The organism is Ewingella americana, assembly GCF_006438725.1.
Taxonomy (GTDB): Bacteria; Pseudomonadota; Gammaproteobacteria; order Enterobacterales; family Enterobacteriaceae; genus Ewingella; species Ewingella americana_A.
Genome location: NZ_RCZD01000004.1, coordinates 131588 through 146989, shown reverse-complemented (window position 1 = coordinate 146989; position 15402 = coordinate 131588). Strand labels below are relative to the sequence as shown.

The following is a 15402-nucleotide window of genomic DNA, read 5'->3' as shown; positions in this document are numbered from 1 at the left end:
CCATTGCTGATGTGCACACAGCAAATGGAGCCTATCAAAAAGGGCGTCTCTGATCTATGAAAAACACTGTGAATTTAAACAGTATAAATTTAATTTGTGCTGACTCACTCCAATACATCAAAACCTTACCTGATGACTGCATTGACCTGATAGCAACGGATCCCCCGTATTTCAGGGTTAAGTCATGTAAGTGGGATAATCAGTGGCCAGACGAATCAGTGTACCTTGCCTGGCTCGATGAGATGTTTGCGGAGTTCTGGCGAGTACTGAAACCCTCTGGCAGCCTGTATGTATTTTGCGGGTCACGGTTGGCAGCTGATACCGAGCTGCTTATGCGTGAGCGCTTCAAAATTCTCAATCACATCATCTGGGCCAAACCTTCCGGGCCTTGGAACAGACAGCACAAAGAGGACTTGAGGGCATATTTCCCGGCCACTGAACGGATCCTCTTCGCTGAGCACTACAGCGGACCGTATAGAGGTAAAACATCAAGTTATTCCTCGAAGCGCCAGGAACAGCGCAAGAATACCCTCAAGCCGCTGGTGGAATATTTCAGCAATGCACGTAAAGCGTTGGGGATCACGTCGAAAGACATTCACCAGGCAACCGGAAAGAAGATGGCGTCGCACTGGTTCAGTGAAAGCCAGTGGCAATTGCCCAGTGGGGGAGACTATTTAGCGCTTCAGGGATTATTTAATCGGGTAGCGCGGGAAAAACATGCCCGGCAAGAGCTGGACCTTCCTCACCACCAGTTGGTTGAGGAATATCATTCGCTATCTCGGCAGTATGCGGAGCTGGTGGATGAACATAAGCGATTGCGCCGGCCATTCACCGTGTCATCAGCAGTACCGTTTACTGACGTATGGACTTATAAGTCGGTCCCGTATTATGCCGGTAAACATCCGTGCGAAAAGCCAGCGGGGATGATGAGAGATATCATCAACGCCAGCAGCCGACCGGGCGATGTAGTTGCTGATTTTTTCATGGGATCTGGTTCCACGATAAAAGAAGCAATCAAGCTGGGCCGTTTCGCGCTGGGCGTGGAACTCGAAGAGGAACGTTATAATCAGACGTTGGAAGAAATATTCTCGAAAAATTGAGAGCTATTGAGTTCTATCTTTTTTTTGCTAATATGTGGCCAAAAAAACCTCACCTCTGCATCGAACAGTAGATGAGGCAGCCAATCTTCGGCCAACACCAGGGAAAATAAAACCATACATCTTTTGTGGGTAATATTTAAGCATTTTTTAAGTTAAATTAAGGGCTGCCTGTGGGCGGCCTTTTTTTATGCCCTCAATTCGTGGAAGGCAGCAACAGCGATAAGGTTTCTTCGTTTCAACGTCCGATGATTGCATCACCCTGGTACCAGGGACCGCAACTCATTACTTGTCCGTTTGATATTGAACAACTGTGGTAACTACCATCTCGCATAATGGCGGCTGATCCCTGATACCATCCTCTACAGCTGGTTACTTGCCCATTACTTATAGTGCATTCGTGATAAGAGCCATCAGCTTGTAGCACGGGTTCAGAGCCTGACTGAGCCCAGCCGGCACAGCTCATTACAGATCCGTTAGCCACTCTGCAATTTTCATAGGCAGCCGCGCTTGAGAAGCTGGCTAATATTAGTGCCACAAAGATAATTTTCTTCATTTGATATCCATATATTGATTATTAACGTCAATATAAATGACTTCTGTAAGGCTGCCAAATTGGCGGCCTTTTCTCGTTTTGGCGGCCAGTCAATCAGCTAACCATTCATTTTTTCGCAAACGGATTGCCTGAGAAAATGACTGATAGGGGCGGGGTTTATCTAAACCCGAATTATTCAACAAAGCCATCTGATGTATGAAAAAAGCCTCACTTACGATCCAGACTGTAAGTGAGGCTGCCAACAGTAGGCCAACATCACGAGCTAAGCTAGCTCGAAAAGTTTAAAAATTAAAATATTTTTTAAGTGAAATTAAGTTCATTCCATGCTGGTAGCAATTGACACAGCGCAAATACACTTCTTTTTTGAAAAAAAACGAATATTAAACGAACCTACCAATGTGTGGGTTTGATGCTTCTGGAGTCGGTATGGAATTAAAAAATAGGCTGGCATCCATCTCAGCAGATACCAGCTTGATAGAAGAGAAGCTAGAGCGCTTACTTGAAGTGTTTCCCGATCATATCTCTGACGAGCTTTTCGGCATGGCCACTGGCTTGCTTAACAAGATCGTTCTTATGAATAGTCCTATTGCAGTGATTGCAAGTAGTCCCTTCAATATCCTGTACCTTTGATTTCGACACTGCTGCGTACGACCAAGTCATGATCGCAGCCAGGGCATTTAAAGTTGACATTGCTCATCAATAATTCCTCATATCTGCTGTGGTTACTTTTGGCGATTTAACGATATCAGATACAGGAATAAGCGGACAGACGCTGACTCTAATAGCTGATTCCCTGCTATCCTTTTGGATAAAAGGAGGGGCTATGACGTTGCTACGTAATGAATATGAATACAGAACTTGGATGGAGAGAGAATTTTTTGGTATTGCCGATGATTCTTTATCTGTCTTTGAACCAGATGAGCTGGAAAGAGAGCTATTACATCAGATGCCTGAGCAGTTCCCCTGCATTGCATTAATCGTGAAGGGGCCAAGTCCATATGAGCCTGAGGCAGTAAAATTTATTTCTCGCTCCCAAGTAGAGGAGTGGGCAAAAGCGATGGGCATGATCAATTAGTAGTCCATCACAATCATTATAAGGCTGCCTTCGGGTGGCCTTTTTCGTTTTGGCGGCCAGTCAATCAGCTAACCATTCACCTTTCCGCAAACTGACTTCGCCGCTAAATTTCTCACGACTACGCACCCAACCGGACGACCGGAGGGGGAGACTATGCGAATGGACAAATTAACCACCGGCATTGCTTACGGTGCAGCGGGTGGCAACGCCGGCTTCTGGCTTTATAGCCTGCTGAATTCATTTAACCCTGAACAATGGACGGCCATTGGTGTGTTGGGCGGTCTGTTCTTCGCATTTTTAACTTGCATTATAAATGTCGGTTTCAAGATATGGGATCGGAAGAACAACATGATCCGCCGCGATGAGGACTAACCATGGCAAATCTGAAGACGAAACTCAGTGCTGCAATGCTGGCTCTAATTGCAACCGGTGCTTCAGCTCCGGTGATGATGGCTCAGTTTCAGAAAGAGAAAGAGGGAACCAGCCTGATTGCTTATCAGGATCAGGGTGGCAAATGGACAATCTGCGGCGGCGTCACCAGCGTGAACGGAAAACCCGTTTTTAAAGGTATGCGTCTCACTCAAACACAATGTGCTGGCATCGATAAAGCTGAGCAGGCCAAGGCGCTGGCGTGGGTGAATAAAAATGTTCACGTTCCACTGACTGAGCCGCAAAAGGTCGGGATCGCGTCATTCTGCCCATGGAATATCGGCCCGGCGAAATGTTTTACATCCACGTTCTACCGGAAGCTGAACGCTGGCGACTTATTGGGTGCGTGTGCGGAAATAAAGCGTTGGGTACATGACGGCGGTAAAGACTGCAATATCAGGTCAAATAATTGTTACGGCCAGGTGGAGCGACGGGATCAGGAAAGTGAGCTGACATGCTGGGGGCTTGATGGTCAATAAAACCGCTGCCGTGCTCACTGTGCTGATATCGGCGCTAATCGGCGCCCTGATGTGGGCTGCGTTTCACTACTACGGCAAGACGATAAGCCAGCAAAAAGAAATTTCAGTCGCTACTGCCCTTGCCGATACGCGCCTAATGACAATCAACTCGATGGCGGAACAGCAACAGGCCGTCGCAGATATTGATGCAAAATACATTCAGGAGTTATCTGATGCGCAAAAAAACATTGGCGATTTGCGTGTCGCTGTTGATTCCGGTACTAAGCAGCTGCACGTCAACGCCACGTGTAACCCCAAGCGAGTGTCCAAAACCGGCACCACCGCCATCGTGGATGATGCAGCCACCGCCAGACTTACTGACGCCGCTCAATCAAATTATTTCACCCTCAGAGAGCGAATCGAAACTGCAACAAAGCAAATAGCAGGATTGCAGGCATACATTCTGGCTCTGCAGAAACAGGCGAAAAACTTAGAGGCCAGACAGAGGTGATCAGGTTATTAATTAAAGGTTTTAGTCATTTGGTGGTATGAAGAAGTTTTTTCTGTAAATAGTGAAATGCTCATCACCTTTTTTGATTTTTGCTCCTTTGTCACACCACTGCGTTGCCAGAGTAAAAAATTCGTCAGTAGTGATATCAAAAGCCAGTTCTACTTGGATTTTCTCTCCAGTCGAAAGAGCTTCCTGGGCTTCTTTAAAGCTTGCTGCTTTTACTTTACTCATGGGGAATTCCTCATCGTATGAAGGTAAAAAGCAACTAAATTTAGCGCGGTTTAAATTCTGAGATCAAGAGATTGTTTATAGACAGAAACCAAGTGTTCAACGGTAGGAAACGTTTCAAGTGTCAGAAGGCTAAAATATGACGACTTTAAAAACCATCTTCGCATGGTTGATAAGCATTTTTTACACACCACTCCCAGTAACAGACCAAGCGGCTAAACCCCTAACCACCCCAGAGGTTAATATCATGTCAGAACCGTTAATAGATGGCACAGTAGCCCAACCCGCAGTAGCAGTGACACAGTCAGCACCGACACCTATTGAGGAAATTAAAGCAGGTGTGGCTGATTTCGAAGCTGCATTGACCTTTGTTGAAAGCGGCGTTGCTCAGTTGGGCGAAGCAGCAAAAGACGAACTGAAAGAGCTGGCTAAGAAATATCTCTAAGCTATTACCAGAGCCACCAATAATAAGGTGGCTCAAAATATCAGTGATTAATGCTTCTTGATGTAATGGTTGCCGGTACTTGGATTGTGGTACTTGCCTCCTTTATGTGATGAACCATGGCTCGGGTAGTAATGACCACCTTTTGCAAATGTCATTGAAGACATTGGAAGTGACAGCGCTAAAGCGAGTAAAGCAAAGATTATCTTTTTCATTTTTTCCCTAATTGCTGTGTGTAATATCGAGATCAATCCTATGCCTGAGATTGGTGAAAACAAGCACATTGAAGAAATTTCAAGTGGTGACCCGTGGCAGACATCAAAGCTCTCTCTGCAGAACTCCAGTCGTTAAAGAAACAAATTCCTTTTGCCACTGCACAGGCGTTGACCAGTGTGGCCAGGCAGATAGCAGCGGCAGAGAAAACAGCTTTCCAGCGCAAGCTTGAGAATCCGACACCCTTCACGGTTAACTCTGTTGGCTTTGTTGGATCGCGACGGGACAACCTGACAGCGAAAGTTTATGTTCGTGACATTGCAGCCGGATATCTGGAACCGTTCGAGTTTGGCGGTGTGCACAAACTCAACGGCCAGGCTCTGCTTAATCCGAAAGATATCAAGCTCAACAAGTACGGCAACCTGACTCGCAATAAGCTATCTCAACTCAAAGCAAAGCCTGATGTGTTCATTGGCGACATTGATGGCATTAATGGCGTGTGGCAGCGAGTAAAGAAAAAGAAGGGCAAGAAAGGGAAGAAACGCCAGAAACGGTCAGCTAATGGTACACACCGCGTCCGAGAGAAGGCCCCTATGCCAAAACTGCTGATTCGGTTCGGTGATGCACTGCCAGTTAAACCCACGCTCGGATATATGGATAGAGCCGAGAAGATGGCAGCAGCGCTTATGCCGGGAGCGCTGAGCAAGGCCATCAATGAGGCATTGAAGACAGCAAAATAATCAAATGAGGCTCCGATTTTTCTATCGGAGCCAGGTGAAGTTTTAGTTTATTTGTTCAAACTTGGAATAGTTACAGCTTGAGCATATATAAACATCTCTTTGCACGCCGAGGTTGCCAAACGCTGGATCAGCTTCGGTTCGTTCTAATGCAAAAGTCATTTTTCCACACTTCGGGCATTTGCCTCCTGCAGTGGTGTTTATTGCAGCCTCAAGTGCTGCGACTCTAAGTTTCAACGCTTCAACTTCATTGGGAACTGACTGCAGCTTTCCCCACAACGGTATTTTCTCAAGAAGAGTATTTAACTCGGAGAGTATTCCCATGACTGACCTCATTAATAAAACACTGGTTACATCAACCGGAATTACTTTATGTAAGCCGGATATTTATTCCCTGGACATATTGACTGATGAAAGGGGGAATAAAACATTATGCCTGCTGCATATGGGCAGCAACCTTGTGCAATTCGATGTTAATGATGATGTGCGAAAGAAGTTGGTGGAACTGCTTTCTACTCCTATCGATTGGGAAGAGCTTCTCGATCAGCGCGCGCGTGAAGTCGAAGCGCTGAACAAAACCTGGCTTCAACGCTCAGGCAGGGAAGAAGAGGGGCTACCAATTGATAATGACTCTCAATAAAAAATGGGTCCTTCCCCGGTCCTTTCTATTGCACGGGCATTGCGCGCCGCACAGTTTCACCAGCTATAAATTTTTCATTTTGTGTCCCATGTCCCACGTGCATATTTATGCACTAACTTTTGCCAGCCCTTACGCCACGTGGCTTTGTTGATATTTTTACGTGGGACATTTGCATGGGACATTGGGTGGGACACAAAAATAATGTCCCACTGTCCCATCGAGGTAAATGTCCCATGACAACGATGACGCAAATTGAATATGCGAAGCACGCCGGTGTCGATCGCAAGACGATAGGCCGGTGGGTTAAAGCTGGTAAGTATGTCGTGCTCGAGGGGAATCTCATTGATGTTGAAGCCAGTGACAAAGCCCTGGCAACTCTGCGTGATGGAAAGGATCCGCGCACTCAGAACGCGGCGAAAAAGAAAATTACCAAGCCTGGCACTGAAGCAAAAGACGACTCAACCACTGCACAGGCGGTAAAAGAAATCATGCTGGCGACCGGTGCAGAGATGTCGCGGGAAGAGGCCAGCAGGGTAAAAGAAAACTATCTGGCACTTTTAACAAAGCTCGAGTTCGAGAAAGAGGATGGTCAACTGGTCGAGCTCTCTGTTGCTGAAGCTGTGTTATTCGCGGCGTTCCGCCAGCAGCGCGACGCCTGGATGAACTGGCCGTCAAGGGTGGCTCCCCTGATGGCGGCTGACCTGGATGTCCCAGCCGACAGAATGACCGAGGTGTTAATCGAACATGTCCATAAACACATCTCCGGACTCGGCGAACCTGAATTTAACACAGACGAAACGTGACAGACTTTTAAACAGTATCAGGAAGGGCTGGATGCCACCGCCGCGTATCAGCGTGCCGGATTGGGCAGATCGTTATCGTAAGCTCGCGAAAGAAGCGGGCAGCACCTCCGGTAACTGGGAAACCGAAACCGTAGAAATAGCCCGCGGCCCGATGCTGGCCGCAACAGAGTCAGGCGTTCATATCATTACGGTGATGTGCTGCACTCAGCTGATGAAGACGGCATTGCTTGAAAACCTGTTCGGTTATTTTGCGCATCTCGATCCGTGCCCGATGTTGCTCCTGCAGCCAAAAGAAGACGCGGCGGAGCAGTTTTCAAAAGAGCGTATAACGCCGCTGGTGCGTGTAACCCCAGTGCTGCGTGACCTGATCGGCGGCAATAAACAGAAGAATTCGAAAGAAACGCTGCTCTATAAATCCTTTACCGGCGGCTTTCTGGCGCTGGCTGGCGCGGGTAGTCCTGATAACCTTGCGCGTCGCCCGATCCGCGTGCTGTTGGCCGATGAGGTGGATAAATACCCCATTACCCGCGAAGGCGATCCGATAACGCTAGCCGAAGAACGCACCGCGACCTTCGGGCTGAACTGGCTATCTGTTCGCGCTTGCTCACCGACGGTGGAAGACGAAAGCCGGATCGCGGCAAGCTATGAAGATTCCGACCAGCGCCGCGCATCGGTGGCTTGTCCTCACTGTGGTCACCGCCAGTTTCAAGATTTTTTTAAGCACATTCATTGGCCATCAGAAGGTGATAAACACCATACCAAACAGGCTATGATCCACTGCGAAAGCTGTGGTACAGGATGGTCTGAGGGTGACAGGCTGCGGTCATTAAAAACAATTCAGTGGCATCAGACAAAACCTTTCGAGTGCTGTGGCGCCCGACACGTTCCGCTCAATCTCTACGATCAGGCATGGCATGCCGATGATGTTACCGCCGTTAGTAAAGTTTGGCAGTGGTCATCCTCTGTGCGTCATGCCGTTCACCGGGTTGTATGTCCTGAGTGCGGAAAGTTAGGCGTCGATAACATTCACGCGGGATTTCAGGCGTCGAAATTATTCAGTCCGTGGCAAAAAGACAAGCCGTCAGATATCGCAGAAAAGTATCTCAAAGCCAAAGGAGATCCCGATAAAGAGCTGGCCTGGTGGAATACCCAGATGGGTCTACCTCACCGACCTAATTATGGCAAACGCCTTCCCGTTGATGTGCTGCTTGCGCGGCGCGAAGTATTCAGCGCTGAGGTGCCAGATGGCGTGGCCGTTCTGACAGCGGGTATCGATACCCAGAATGACAGGCTCGAGGTCGAGGTGGTGGGGTGGGGCAAAGACGAGGAAAGCTGGTCTGTCGCTTTCGACGTGATCGAGGGTGACCTTGAAACGGCTGAACCCTGGCTGAGGCTGGACGCCTACCTTAAACAGGTATGGCGCCGCGCTGACGGTCGGGGTTTTACCATCATGGCCGCCTGCCATGACTCCGGCGGTAACCATACGCAAAAAGTGTATGAGTTTTCTCAGGAAAGACTGGGGCGAAGGATTTGGGCGATCAAAGGCGAATCTGCCACGGGGGGTAAGCGTTCACCCATCTGGCCGAATAAGCGTCCGACGTCGAAAACCCGCGCAAAATTCCGTCCGATCATTCTTGGCGTCAACTCTGCAAAAGATTCCATTCGCTCCCGATTACACATAGAGCAGCCCGGTCCCGGTTACATGCACTTTTCTACCGATCGGGATATGGGGTATTTCACGCAGCTCACAGCGGAACGGTTAGTCATGAAAGAAGCCGCCGGACAGCGCTACAGCGTGTGGGAGTTGCCGCCGGGCAAAGCCAACGAAGCCTTGGACTGCCGAGTTTACGCGTACGCCGCCCTATGCGGCTTGTTCCATGCAGGCCTTAAATTAAATGCCAAAGCGATAGCTTTGGAAAATAACCCTGACACGTTATTGCCTCCGGCGCCGGAGCCTGAAGAAAAACAGGACCTTCGTTTACCCGGCGTCATTATTACCGAACCTGAAAAACCTCAGCGCAAACCACTGTACAAACGCCTGGCTAATTAAAAAGGAATCCTATGTTCGATCCCAACTCCAGTTTATTGGCTGGTGCGCTGACCCGTGACCAGTTGACGGCGGCATTAACAGCGGCCCAGCAGGCCTATCTAGAGCTGTCGTCCGGCGCCAAAGGGGTTTCTTTCTCGTACGCGCAGGGCGACGGTACCCGGTCGGTGAGCTATCAGCAAACCAATATCAGCCAGCTCACCGCGCTTATTCAACTTCTGCAGGCCCAACTGGGCATCGTGCCGCGTCCGCGCAGGACGTTAAGGTTCAGGTGGTGATGAAAACTGGAGAAGTCAGGATCCTTGGGCCTAATGGCCGACCATTACCTCCTTCAAACCGCCGCGCATCGATGCTGAATGGCTCAGGCAGCGTGCCTTATGATGCCGCGGATTCCTTCAGCGATTCTATGGCTAACTGGCAACCTGCACTCTGGTCGCCGGATAACGAAGTTAACATCTACCGTGACCGCATTGTTTCTCGCGTTCGCGACATGGCACGTAATGACGGATGGGCCTCCGGCAGCGTCACGCGAATTCTTGATAACGCCGTCGGCGCAAACTTCCGCCCGATTGCCAAAGTCGATTATCGCGCGCTGGCCATGCAAACCGGCATTAAAGCCTTTGATGCCAAATGGGCGGATGAATATGGGCGAGCGGTTGAGGCCGCCTGGCGCACTTGGGCAAAAGACCCTAACTGTTATTGCGACGTTGAAAGAAAAAAAACGGTGTCCCAGATGCTGCGTCTGGCGTTTCGCCACAAGTTAGTGGATGGGGATGCGTTGGCAGTCCTGCAATACCGAACCGACCGGCTAGGGCATGGTCGCGCGCGATATGCCACAACGGTGCAAATTGTTGATCCAGATCGCCTGAGCAACCCCCAGCAGGTTTTTGACATGCTGAACATTCGCGGTGGGGTGGAAATTGATGAGGACGGTGTGCCGGTGGCGTATCACATACGAAAAGCCCACATGGGAGACTGGTGGAGCGCTGAAAAAACCATGACATGGGAACGTATTAAGCGCGAAACAGCATGGGGGCGACCAATAGTTGTTCATGATTTTGACAGTGAAAGAGCAGGTCAGCACCGCGGCACCAGCGTTTTCACGCCTATCGTTCAGCGTCTGAAAATGCTGATCAAATATGACGAGGTAGAACTTCAGGCATCCATCCTGAATGCCATATTTGGGGCATACATCACTTCGCCATACGACCCAAGACTGTTCGAAGACGGACTCAAAACGGATGACGTTCTCGAATATCAGGATATGCGTACCGATTTTCATAAAGACAACCGTATTTCGCTGCAAAGCGGTGCACGTATGCCTATTTTGGCTCCTGGTGAAGAGGTTGCCACCGTTAATGCCGCTCGGCCAACCAGCAATTTTGCAGCGTTCGAAAGCGCAGCATTACGCAACGTGGCCGCTGCACTGGGTATTTCCACCCAACAGCTGACGCAGGACTGGTCTGATGTGAACTACAGCTCAGCCCGCTCCGCGATGCTGGAAGCCTGGAAAACGCTAACACGCCGTCGTGACGATTTTGCCAGTGGTTTTGCCCAGCCTATCTTCAGCAGCTTTATCGAAGAACTCCACGATCTCGGTGAGGTACCTCTCCCTGCTGGCGCGCCAGAATTTTTGGCAGCGAAAGCGGCCTATTGCCGTGCGCAGTGGATGGGACCCGGTCGCGGCTGGGTTGATCCCGTTGCTGAGAAAAAAGGCGCAATCCTCGGCATGGACTCCGGCATGTCTACGCTGGAAATGGAGGTGTCAGAGAACGTCGGCGAAGACTGGGAAGAGCTTCTCGATCAGCGGGCGCGTGAAGTCGAAGCGTTTAAAGAGCGCGGTTTGCCGGTGCCTTCATGGGCGCAGGCTGACACCTTTGCCCCTCAAACAATTAAAGACCCGGAGGCACAGTGAATTTACCCCATCTAGCGCAGCGTCTGTTTAACACCCCGCTGGCGCTGCATCCCCGTAAAGCTGAAGTCGTCATGGCCGCGCTGACTGACCGTTTCGGCCTGACGCGCATTCAGTCAATGTCTGACTGGGAGGATGACGATGACAGCGCATTTACCCGAAAGGCCCGTGATACGGGCTATGACGTGGTAGAGGGTGTCGCGGTGATCCCGATTCAGGGCACGCTGGTGCAGAAGTTGGGCACGCTGCGACCCTACAGCGGCATGACCGGGTATGACGGCATACGCGCCTGTTTCCTTCAGGCGCTGAACGACAGTGAAGTCAAAGCCATTTGCCTTGATATCGATTCACCAGGCGGCGAAGTGGCCGGGTGTTTTGATCTGGTCGACGTCATTTATGCTTCACGCGGCAGTAAACCCATCTGGGCAATCTTGTCGGAAAGCGCTTACTCAGCGGCCTACGCGCTGGCCAGTGCTGCAGACAAAATTATTGTTCCGCGCACCGGCGGCGTCGGCTCAGTGGGGGTCATCGTGATGCACGTTGACTGGTCACAGAAGATTAAAAGTGATGGTCTGCAGGTCACCATCATCACCTACGGCGACCGCAAAGCTGAGTCCAATCCGTATGAGCCATTAAGCGACACGGCGCGCAAAGCCATTCAGTCAGACATTGATGAGATGGGTCGCCTGTTCGTGAGTACCGTCTCCCGCAATCGCGGGATAGCAGAAAGAACCGTCCGTGATACCGAAGCCGCCTGTTTCCTGGGCGCCGACGGTGTGCAACTGGGACTGGCCGATCAGGTGTCCTCACCGGATGCGGCATTCCGCGATTTATTACAATTGGTTGGAGAATAACAATGTCAGTGAAAACAAAGAAAATTCGAGGTTTTGCGCACCTGTTTGGTTTTGCCGCTAACGCGTCAGAAGAGGATGAAGACGAGAAAGAAAAATCCAAAAAGGCAAAAGCGCGTCGGGCTGAAGAAGAGGAAAAAGATAAAGAGGACAAAAAGGACGATTCTGAGGAAGACGACGATAAGAATAAGTCCAAAAAGTCCAAGCGCGCCAAGGGGGGAGATAATTCTGACGGCAATGATGATGAAGACGATGACGACGACGCGGATGCTGACGAAGGCGACGACGATGACGGCGATGATGAAGACGAAGATCGTGATGTCAAAAAGGGCCGCCGCGCTGAGCGTAACCGCGTTTCGCGCATCCTTGGCAGCAAATATGCCGCGGGCAAAGGGCCACTGGCCGTTTCTCTGGCTATCACCACGGGCATGAGCTCGGCCGCCGCTATCCGCGTGCTGGCAAGCTCTGGCCCGATGCAGGCGCCGCAGCAGTCTCGTCGTTTATCTCTGGACGAACGCATGTCCAAAGTGGAAAACCATCAGTTGGGCAATGACGATACGGGCCCGTCGGGGAATGCAAACTCAGTGGTCTCCCGTGCGGCCGCTCTCTACAACCAGGCTAAGGGTAAAAAATAATGACTGTAAATTCAGTGGGGCAAAATGCCTGGGTTCCGGGCGTGCAGCATGACACCTTCATTCCGGATCAGTTGTTGTCCGGCCCTCTGCAGGTGGTATCCGATACGGTGACCATCCTGACCGGCTCTGCGGCAACCTATAAGCGCGGCACCGTGTTGGGTGTGATCACTGCCTCTGGGAAATACACCCTGAGCGTGGCGACAGCAACCGACGGCAGCCAGGTTCCGCAAGCCATTCTGGCCGATGATGTGAATGCCACCGTGGCGGACACGTTAGCGGGCGTATATCTCATGGCAGAAATCAATCAGAACCGCATTACCTTCGATCCGAGCTGGACGCTGGTCACGCTCAAACCCGCGCTTCGGCCATTCGGTATTTTCCTGCGCGACAGCGTTCAGGCACCTGCCAGCTAAACACCCGTTTTAATTTAATCGCCTTCTTCGCATGCCCTTCACCGGGCAGGGCGTTGTGCGTCTTTTATTTATCCCGGCCAGCAGGTCGGGACACAGAGAGAACAAGCCATGTCTCAATCTATTTACGATACCGTGTCGCTGGTTGGGTTGGTGCCCAATCTGATGACGTCCCAAAATTTTATCCTCGACCGATTTTTCCCGAACATCGTGACCAGTGACGATGAGTATGTGGCGATTGACGTAGACGTCGGTCTTCGCCGCATGGCCCCGTTCTGCTCACCGCTGGTCGAAGGTAAGCTGGTGGAAAGTCGTCGCTACCAGACCGACAAGTTCAAACCTGCCTACATCAAAGACAAGCGTGCTCCTGACCTGCGTAAACCGATCCGCCGCCAGATTGGCGAGCGCATCGGGGGCGAATACACCGCCGCAGAGCGTGAAATGTTGAACATCCAGTTCGAGATGAGCGACCAAATCGACATCCACAACCGCCGCATGGAGTGGATGGGGTGCAGTGCGATTGCAACAGGCACCGTCACCATCAAAGGTGAAGGCTACCCGACGACCGTAGTCGATTTTGGCCGTGACCCATCGTTGACTATTGCACTGAGTGGTTCAGATAAGTGGCCGACCAGCGTTGCGGCTGGTGCAACCAACACCCAGCCATCGGATGACATTGAAGAATGGCAGACGCGGATCTTGCAAAAATCTGGCGCGCAGGCGATGGATATCATCTTCACCAGCAAGGCATGGCGTGCGTTCAAGCTGGATACGTCACTAAAAGGCGTCATTATCCTGCCGGCGCAGAACCCATCCGGTAACATCATCAATCCTGGTGCACAGATCGCGAAGGGCGCCGTCTGTAAGGGCTATTGGGGGCAGTACACACTCTGGCTTTACAACGACTGGTTCATCGATCCGGATACCGGCATCGAAACGCCAATGTTTGCCGACGGTTCAGTGATCATGTCAGGCTCTGATCTGATGGGGACCCGCGCGTTTGGCGCCATCATAGATCCTGCCTTTAACTATGGCCCGATGGCCTATGCGCCAAAAAGTTGGCTCCAACAGGACCCCGCCCAGCGCTTCCTGATGATGCAGTCTTCCCCGATCGTTATCCCAAGCCGGGTTAACGCGGCTCTCTGTGCGATGGTGGTGTGATCATGGCAAAAGATAAAACAGCAGACGCGGCCACAGAGGCCGCTGAAATGGTCACCGTTGTGGTGCTAAAAGGGAAAAGCCTTCGTCATGACGGGGATAACTATGCGCAGAATACGCGTGTGGAATTATCTGCGAGTGACGTTAAACGACTTATTGCTCTCGGCTTTGTGAAAACGCTGGACGCGGTGAAACAGGAGATGGAAGAAACGAGCGGTCAGGAAGTCTCCATCATAAAATCTGATGGTCAATCGACTATCACATCCGACGAACCCAATGTCGTTAAAACTGAGAGCGGGGAAGCCTGATAATGGGGGTCAACTGGGATCAGCATCTGCTCAAGCCTTTGCACAGCGTATTTGGTGACCCGGTTGATTTCCGGCCCGCGGGTGGTGCGGCCTATACCATCAGCGGGATCTTCGACCGCGCCTATACGCAGGAAGTTGAGCCTCTTGATGACGGTAGCACGGTAAACACAACGTCCCCCGTCCTTGGTGTACTGGACAGTCAGTTCAGAGTTCCACCGAAGAAAGGGGATCGGGTATTCATCGGTACTGTTGGCGGCGAGCCGGTGAACACTTTGTTTACCATCGCCGATATTCAGCCAGACAGCCACGGTGGCTCAAAGCTCATTCTCAACAAGGTGAAGGTATGAATGCAGCAGCATTGCGACAACTCGTCATCACTGCGCTGACTGGGAAAACGGATGCCGGAGAAGGTGTCTACTCTCCGCGTGACTGGCCTACCTCCGAGGATATGTATCCGGCCATTCTCGTACAAACGCCTTTCGACTTAAAAAATTCACTGGGTCGAAATGTTCCGCAATTCACTACCGTCACGACTGTCCGGGTCACTGGGCGCCTTCAGGAACTCGATGAGGCAGATCAGGACAATGGAGCTGTAAAAGCCCAGGACTCACTGGAGCAACTGAGGGAGCAGATCGAGAGGGCGCTCATCAACAGCTATGACCTTACCCGCCAGATCCAGCAGTTTTTACAGATCCGCTCTACGGTGGATATCAGCGCTGCCGGTGAAGGCCATACTGCCCAGCTTCTGATGGAATTGGATATCGAGTATTACCAGGGGCCCGAAGAGTTTTACCCCATCGAAACAACCCCGCTTGAGGGGGTAGACATCACCATTATAGAGCCTGACGGCACGCCAGAAGTTGGCGTCACCATAGACCTGCCTCAATAACAT

Annotated in this window: 22 protein-coding genes; 19 read left to right on the top strand and 3 right to left on the bottom strand. The window is 51.0% G+C overall.

Annotation, left to right across the window (positions count from 1 at the left end; genetic code table 11):
- The first annotated feature begins 56 nt into the window (after positions 1-56).
- Positions 57-1100 (top strand): DNA-methyltransferase, encoded by a 1044-nt coding sequence (locus EAH77_RS08735; RefSeq protein ID WP_140471756.1) that lies wholly within the window; start codon positions 57-59, stop codon positions 1098-1100.
- A 1048-nt stretch (positions 1101-2148) separates the two neighbouring features.
- Here EAH77_RS08735 and EAH77_RS25780 read toward each other — a convergent pair.
- The gene (locus tag EAH77_RS25780; RefSeq protein ID WP_431306759.1) at positions 2149-2313 is read right to left on the bottom strand and encodes an ECs_2282 family putative zinc-binding protein; all 165 of its coding nucleotides are present in this window, start codon (positions 2311-2313) and stop codon (positions 2149-2151) included.
- Between the two features lie 163 nt (positions 2314-2476).
- Between EAH77_RS25780 and EAH77_RS08725 the strand changes: the two genes are divergently transcribed.
- The 4 genes from EAH77_RS08725 to EAH77_RS08710 all read left to right on the top strand — a co-directional run bounded on the left by EAH77_RS08725 (position 2477) and on the right by EAH77_RS08710 (position 4126).
- Positions 2477-2728: a hypothetical protein gene (locus tag EAH77_RS08725; RefSeq protein WP_140471754.1), complete on the top strand. Its 252-nt coding sequence runs from the start codon at positions 2477-2479 to the stop codon at positions 2726-2728.
- 153 nt (positions 2729-2881) lie between these two features.
- Positions 2882-3100: a phage holin gene (locus EAH77_RS08720; RefSeq protein ID WP_140471753.1), complete on the top strand. Its 219-nt coding sequence runs from the start codon at positions 2882-2884 to the stop codon at positions 3098-3100.
- Positions 3101-3102: 2 nt separating this feature from the next.
- The gene (locus EAH77_RS08715; RefSeq protein ID WP_140471750.1) at positions 3103-3636 is read left to right on the top strand and encodes a lysozyme; all 534 of its coding nucleotides are present in this window, start codon (positions 3103-3105) and stop codon (positions 3634-3636) included.
- The gene (locus EAH77_RS08710; RefSeq protein WP_140471748.1) at positions 3626-4126 is read left to right on the top strand and encodes a lysis protein; all 501 of its coding nucleotides are present in this window, start codon (positions 3626-3628) and stop codon (positions 4124-4126) included. The genes EAH77_RS08715 and EAH77_RS08710 overlap by 11 nt, the downstream gene beginning before the upstream one ends.
- Before the next feature lie 21 nt (positions 4127-4147).
- On the opposite strand, the gene EAH77_RS08705 is transcribed toward EAH77_RS08710, so the two are convergent.
- Positions 4148-4357, bottom strand: coding sequence for a hypothetical protein (locus EAH77_RS08705; RefSeq protein ID WP_140471746.1), 210 nt, complete (start codon positions 4355-4357; stop codon positions 4148-4150).
- Between the two features lie 136 nt (positions 4358-4493).
- Here EAH77_RS08705 and EAH77_RS08700 point away from each other — a divergent pair, with 136 nt between their 5' ends.
- Together EAH77_RS08700 and EAH77_RS08695 are read left to right on the top strand one after the other, a co-directional pair.
- Positions 4494-4799 carry a hypothetical protein gene (locus EAH77_RS08700; RefSeq protein ID WP_140471744.1) on the top strand — a complete coding sequence of 102 codons (306 nt, stop codon included), beginning with the start codon at positions 4494-4496 and terminating at the stop codon, positions 4797-4799.
- Positions 4800-5104: 305 nt separating this feature from the next.
- Positions 5105-5749: a hypothetical protein gene (locus EAH77_RS08695; RefSeq protein WP_140471742.1), complete on the top strand. Its 645-nt coding sequence runs from the start codon at positions 5105-5107 to the stop codon at positions 5747-5749.
- A gap of 42 nt (positions 5750-5791) precedes the next feature.
- On the opposite strand, the gene EAH77_RS08690 is transcribed toward EAH77_RS08695, so the two are convergent.
- Positions 5792-6070 (bottom strand): hypothetical protein, encoded by a 279-nt coding sequence (locus EAH77_RS08690; RefSeq protein ID WP_140471740.1) that lies wholly within the window; start codon positions 6068-6070, stop codon positions 5792-5794.
- Here EAH77_RS08690 and EAH77_RS08685 point away from each other — a divergent pair.
- The 12 genes from EAH77_RS08685 to EAH77_RS08630 all read left to right on the top strand — a co-directional run bounded on the left by EAH77_RS08685 (position 6069) and on the right by EAH77_RS08630 (position 15399).
- The gene (locus EAH77_RS08685) at positions 6069-6386 is read left to right on the top strand and encodes a hypothetical protein (protein WP_140471738.1); all 318 of its coding nucleotides are present in this window, start codon (positions 6069-6071) and stop codon (positions 6384-6386) included. The two genes, EAH77_RS08690 and EAH77_RS08685, sit on opposite strands and share 2 nt — an antisense overlap.
- Positions 6387-6619: 233 nt before the next feature.
- Positions 6620-7189 carry a hypothetical protein gene (locus tag EAH77_RS08680; protein ID WP_140471736.1) on the top strand — a complete coding sequence of 190 codons (570 nt, stop codon included), beginning with the start codon at positions 6620-6622 and terminating at the stop codon, positions 7187-7189.
- The gene (locus EAH77_RS08675; RefSeq protein ID WP_140471734.1) at positions 7131-9239 is read left to right on the top strand and encodes a phage terminase large subunit family protein; all 2109 of its coding nucleotides are present in this window, start codon (positions 7131-7133) and stop codon (positions 9237-9239) included. Before EAH77_RS08680 ends, EAH77_RS08675 begins: the two co-directional genes overlap by 59 nt.
- An 11-nt stretch (positions 9240-9250) precedes the next feature.
- Positions 9251-9514 carry a gpW family head-tail joining protein gene (gene gpW / locus EAH77_RS08670; RefSeq protein WP_140471732.1) on the top strand — a complete coding sequence of 88 codons (264 nt, stop codon included), beginning with the start codon at positions 9251-9253 and terminating at the stop codon, positions 9512-9514.
- Positions 9514-11151 carry a phage portal protein gene (locus EAH77_RS08665; RefSeq protein ID WP_206664882.1) on the top strand — a complete coding sequence of 546 codons (1638 nt, stop codon included), beginning with the start codon at positions 9514-9516 and terminating at the stop codon, positions 11149-11151. Before gpW ends, EAH77_RS08665 begins: the two co-directional genes overlap by 1 nt.
- The gene (locus EAH77_RS08660) at positions 11148-12002 is read left to right on the top strand and encodes a S49 family peptidase (RefSeq protein WP_140471730.1); all 855 of its coding nucleotides are present in this window, start codon (positions 11148-11150) and stop codon (positions 12000-12002) included. The genes EAH77_RS08665 and EAH77_RS08660 overlap by 4 nt, the downstream gene beginning before the upstream one ends.
- A 2-nt stretch (positions 12003-12004) precedes the next feature.
- Positions 12005-12634, top strand: a complete 630-nt coding sequence (locus tag EAH77_RS25125; RefSeq protein ID WP_161985783.1) for a DNA primase — start codon at positions 12005-12007, stop codon at positions 12632-12634.
- A complete protein-coding gene (locus tag EAH77_RS08650) occupies positions 12634-13047 on the top strand; it encodes a head decoration protein (RefSeq protein WP_140471728.1) in 414 nt (137 codons plus the stop codon). Before EAH77_RS25125 ends, EAH77_RS08650 begins: the two co-directional genes overlap by 1 nt.
- 108 nt (positions 13048-13155) lie before the next feature.
- Complete coding sequence (locus EAH77_RS08645; RefSeq protein ID WP_140471726.1) at positions 13156-14205, top strand: major capsid protein; 1050 nt, start codon at positions 13156-13158, stop codon at positions 14203-14205.
- Between the two features lie 2 nt (positions 14206-14207).
- Positions 14208-14510: a hypothetical protein gene (locus EAH77_RS08640; protein WP_140471724.1), complete on the top strand. Its 303-nt coding sequence runs from the start codon at positions 14208-14210 to the stop codon at positions 14508-14510.
- Positions 14511-14512: 2 nt separating this feature from the next.
- On the top strand, positions 14513-14857 hold the full coding sequence (locus EAH77_RS08635) for a head-tail joining protein (protein ID WP_140471722.1): 345 nt from the start codon (positions 14513-14515) through the stop codon (positions 14855-14857).
- On the top strand, positions 14854-15399 hold the full coding sequence (locus tag EAH77_RS08630) for an ATP-binding protein (RefSeq protein ID WP_140471720.1): 546 nt from the start codon (positions 14854-14856) through the stop codon (positions 15397-15399). The genes EAH77_RS08635 and EAH77_RS08630 overlap by 4 nt, the downstream gene beginning before the upstream one ends.
- Positions 15400-15402: the final 3 nt, after the last annotated feature.

Coding starts and splice junctions, on each gene's coding strand:
- EAH77_RS08735 (WP_140471756.1), top strand. CDS start 57: ATGAAAAACACTGTGAATTTAAACAGTATAAATTTAATTTGTGCTGAC.
- EAH77_RS25780 (WP_431306759.1), bottom strand. CDS start 2,313: ATGACTTGGTCGTACGCAGCAGTGTCGAAATCAAAGGTACAGGATATT.
- EAH77_RS08725 (WP_140471754.1), top strand. CDS start 2,477: ATGACGTTGCTACGTAATGAATATGAATACAGAACTTGGATGGAGAGA.
- EAH77_RS08720 (WP_140471753.1), top strand. CDS start 2,882: ATGCGAATGGACAAATTAACCACCGGCATTGCTTACGGTGCAGCGGGT.
- EAH77_RS08715 (WP_140471750.1), top strand. CDS start 3,103: ATGGCAAATCTGAAGACGAAACTCAGTGCTGCAATGCTGGCTCTAATT.
- EAH77_RS08710 (WP_140471748.1), top strand. CDS start 3,626: ATGGTCAATAAAACCGCTGCCGTGCTCACTGTGCTGATATCGGCGCTA.
- EAH77_RS08705 (WP_140471746.1), bottom strand. CDS start 4,357: ATGAGTAAAGTAAAAGCAGCAAGCTTTAAAGAAGCCCAGGAAGCTCTT.
- EAH77_RS08700 (WP_140471744.1), top strand. CDS start 4,494: ATGACGACTTTAAAAACCATCTTCGCATGGTTGATAAGCATTTTTTAC.
- EAH77_RS08685 (WP_140471738.1), top strand. CDS start 6,069: ATGACTGACCTCATTAATAAAACACTGGTTACATCAACCGGAATTACT.
- EAH77_RS08690 (WP_140471740.1), bottom strand. CDS start 6,070: ATGGGAATACTCTCCGAGTTAAATACTCTTCTTGAGAAAATACCGTTG.
- EAH77_RS08680 (WP_140471736.1), top strand. CDS start 6,620: ATGACAACGATGACGCAAATTGAATATGCGAAGCACGCCGGTGTCGAT.
- EAH77_RS08675 (WP_140471734.1), top strand. CDS start 7,131: ATGTCCATAAACACATCTCCGGACTCGGCGAACCTGAATTTAACACAG.
- gpW (WP_140471732.1), top strand. CDS start 9,251: ATGTTCGATCCCAACTCCAGTTTATTGGCTGGTGCGCTGACCCGTGAC.
- EAH77_RS08665 (WP_206664882.1), top strand. CDS start 9,514: ATGAAAACTGGAGAAGTCAGGATCCTTGGGCCTAATGGCCGACCATTA.
- EAH77_RS25125 (WP_161985783.1), top strand. CDS start 12,005: ATGTCAGTGAAAACAAAGAAAATTCGAGGTTTTGCGCACCTGTTTGGT.
- EAH77_RS08650 (WP_140471728.1), top strand. CDS start 12,634: ATGACTGTAAATTCAGTGGGGCAAAATGCCTGGGTTCCGGGCGTGCAG.
- EAH77_RS08645 (WP_140471726.1), top strand. CDS start 13,156: ATGTCTCAATCTATTTACGATACCGTGTCGCTGGTTGGGTTGGTGCCC.
- EAH77_RS08640 (WP_140471724.1), top strand. CDS start 14,208: ATGGCAAAAGATAAAACAGCAGACGCGGCCACAGAGGCCGCTGAAATG.
- EAH77_RS08635 (WP_140471722.1), top strand. CDS start 14,513: ATGGGGGTCAACTGGGATCAGCATCTGCTCAAGCCTTTGCACAGCGTA.
- EAH77_RS08630 (WP_140471720.1), top strand. CDS start 14,854: ATGAATGCAGCAGCATTGCGACAACTCGTCATCACTGCGCTGACTGGG.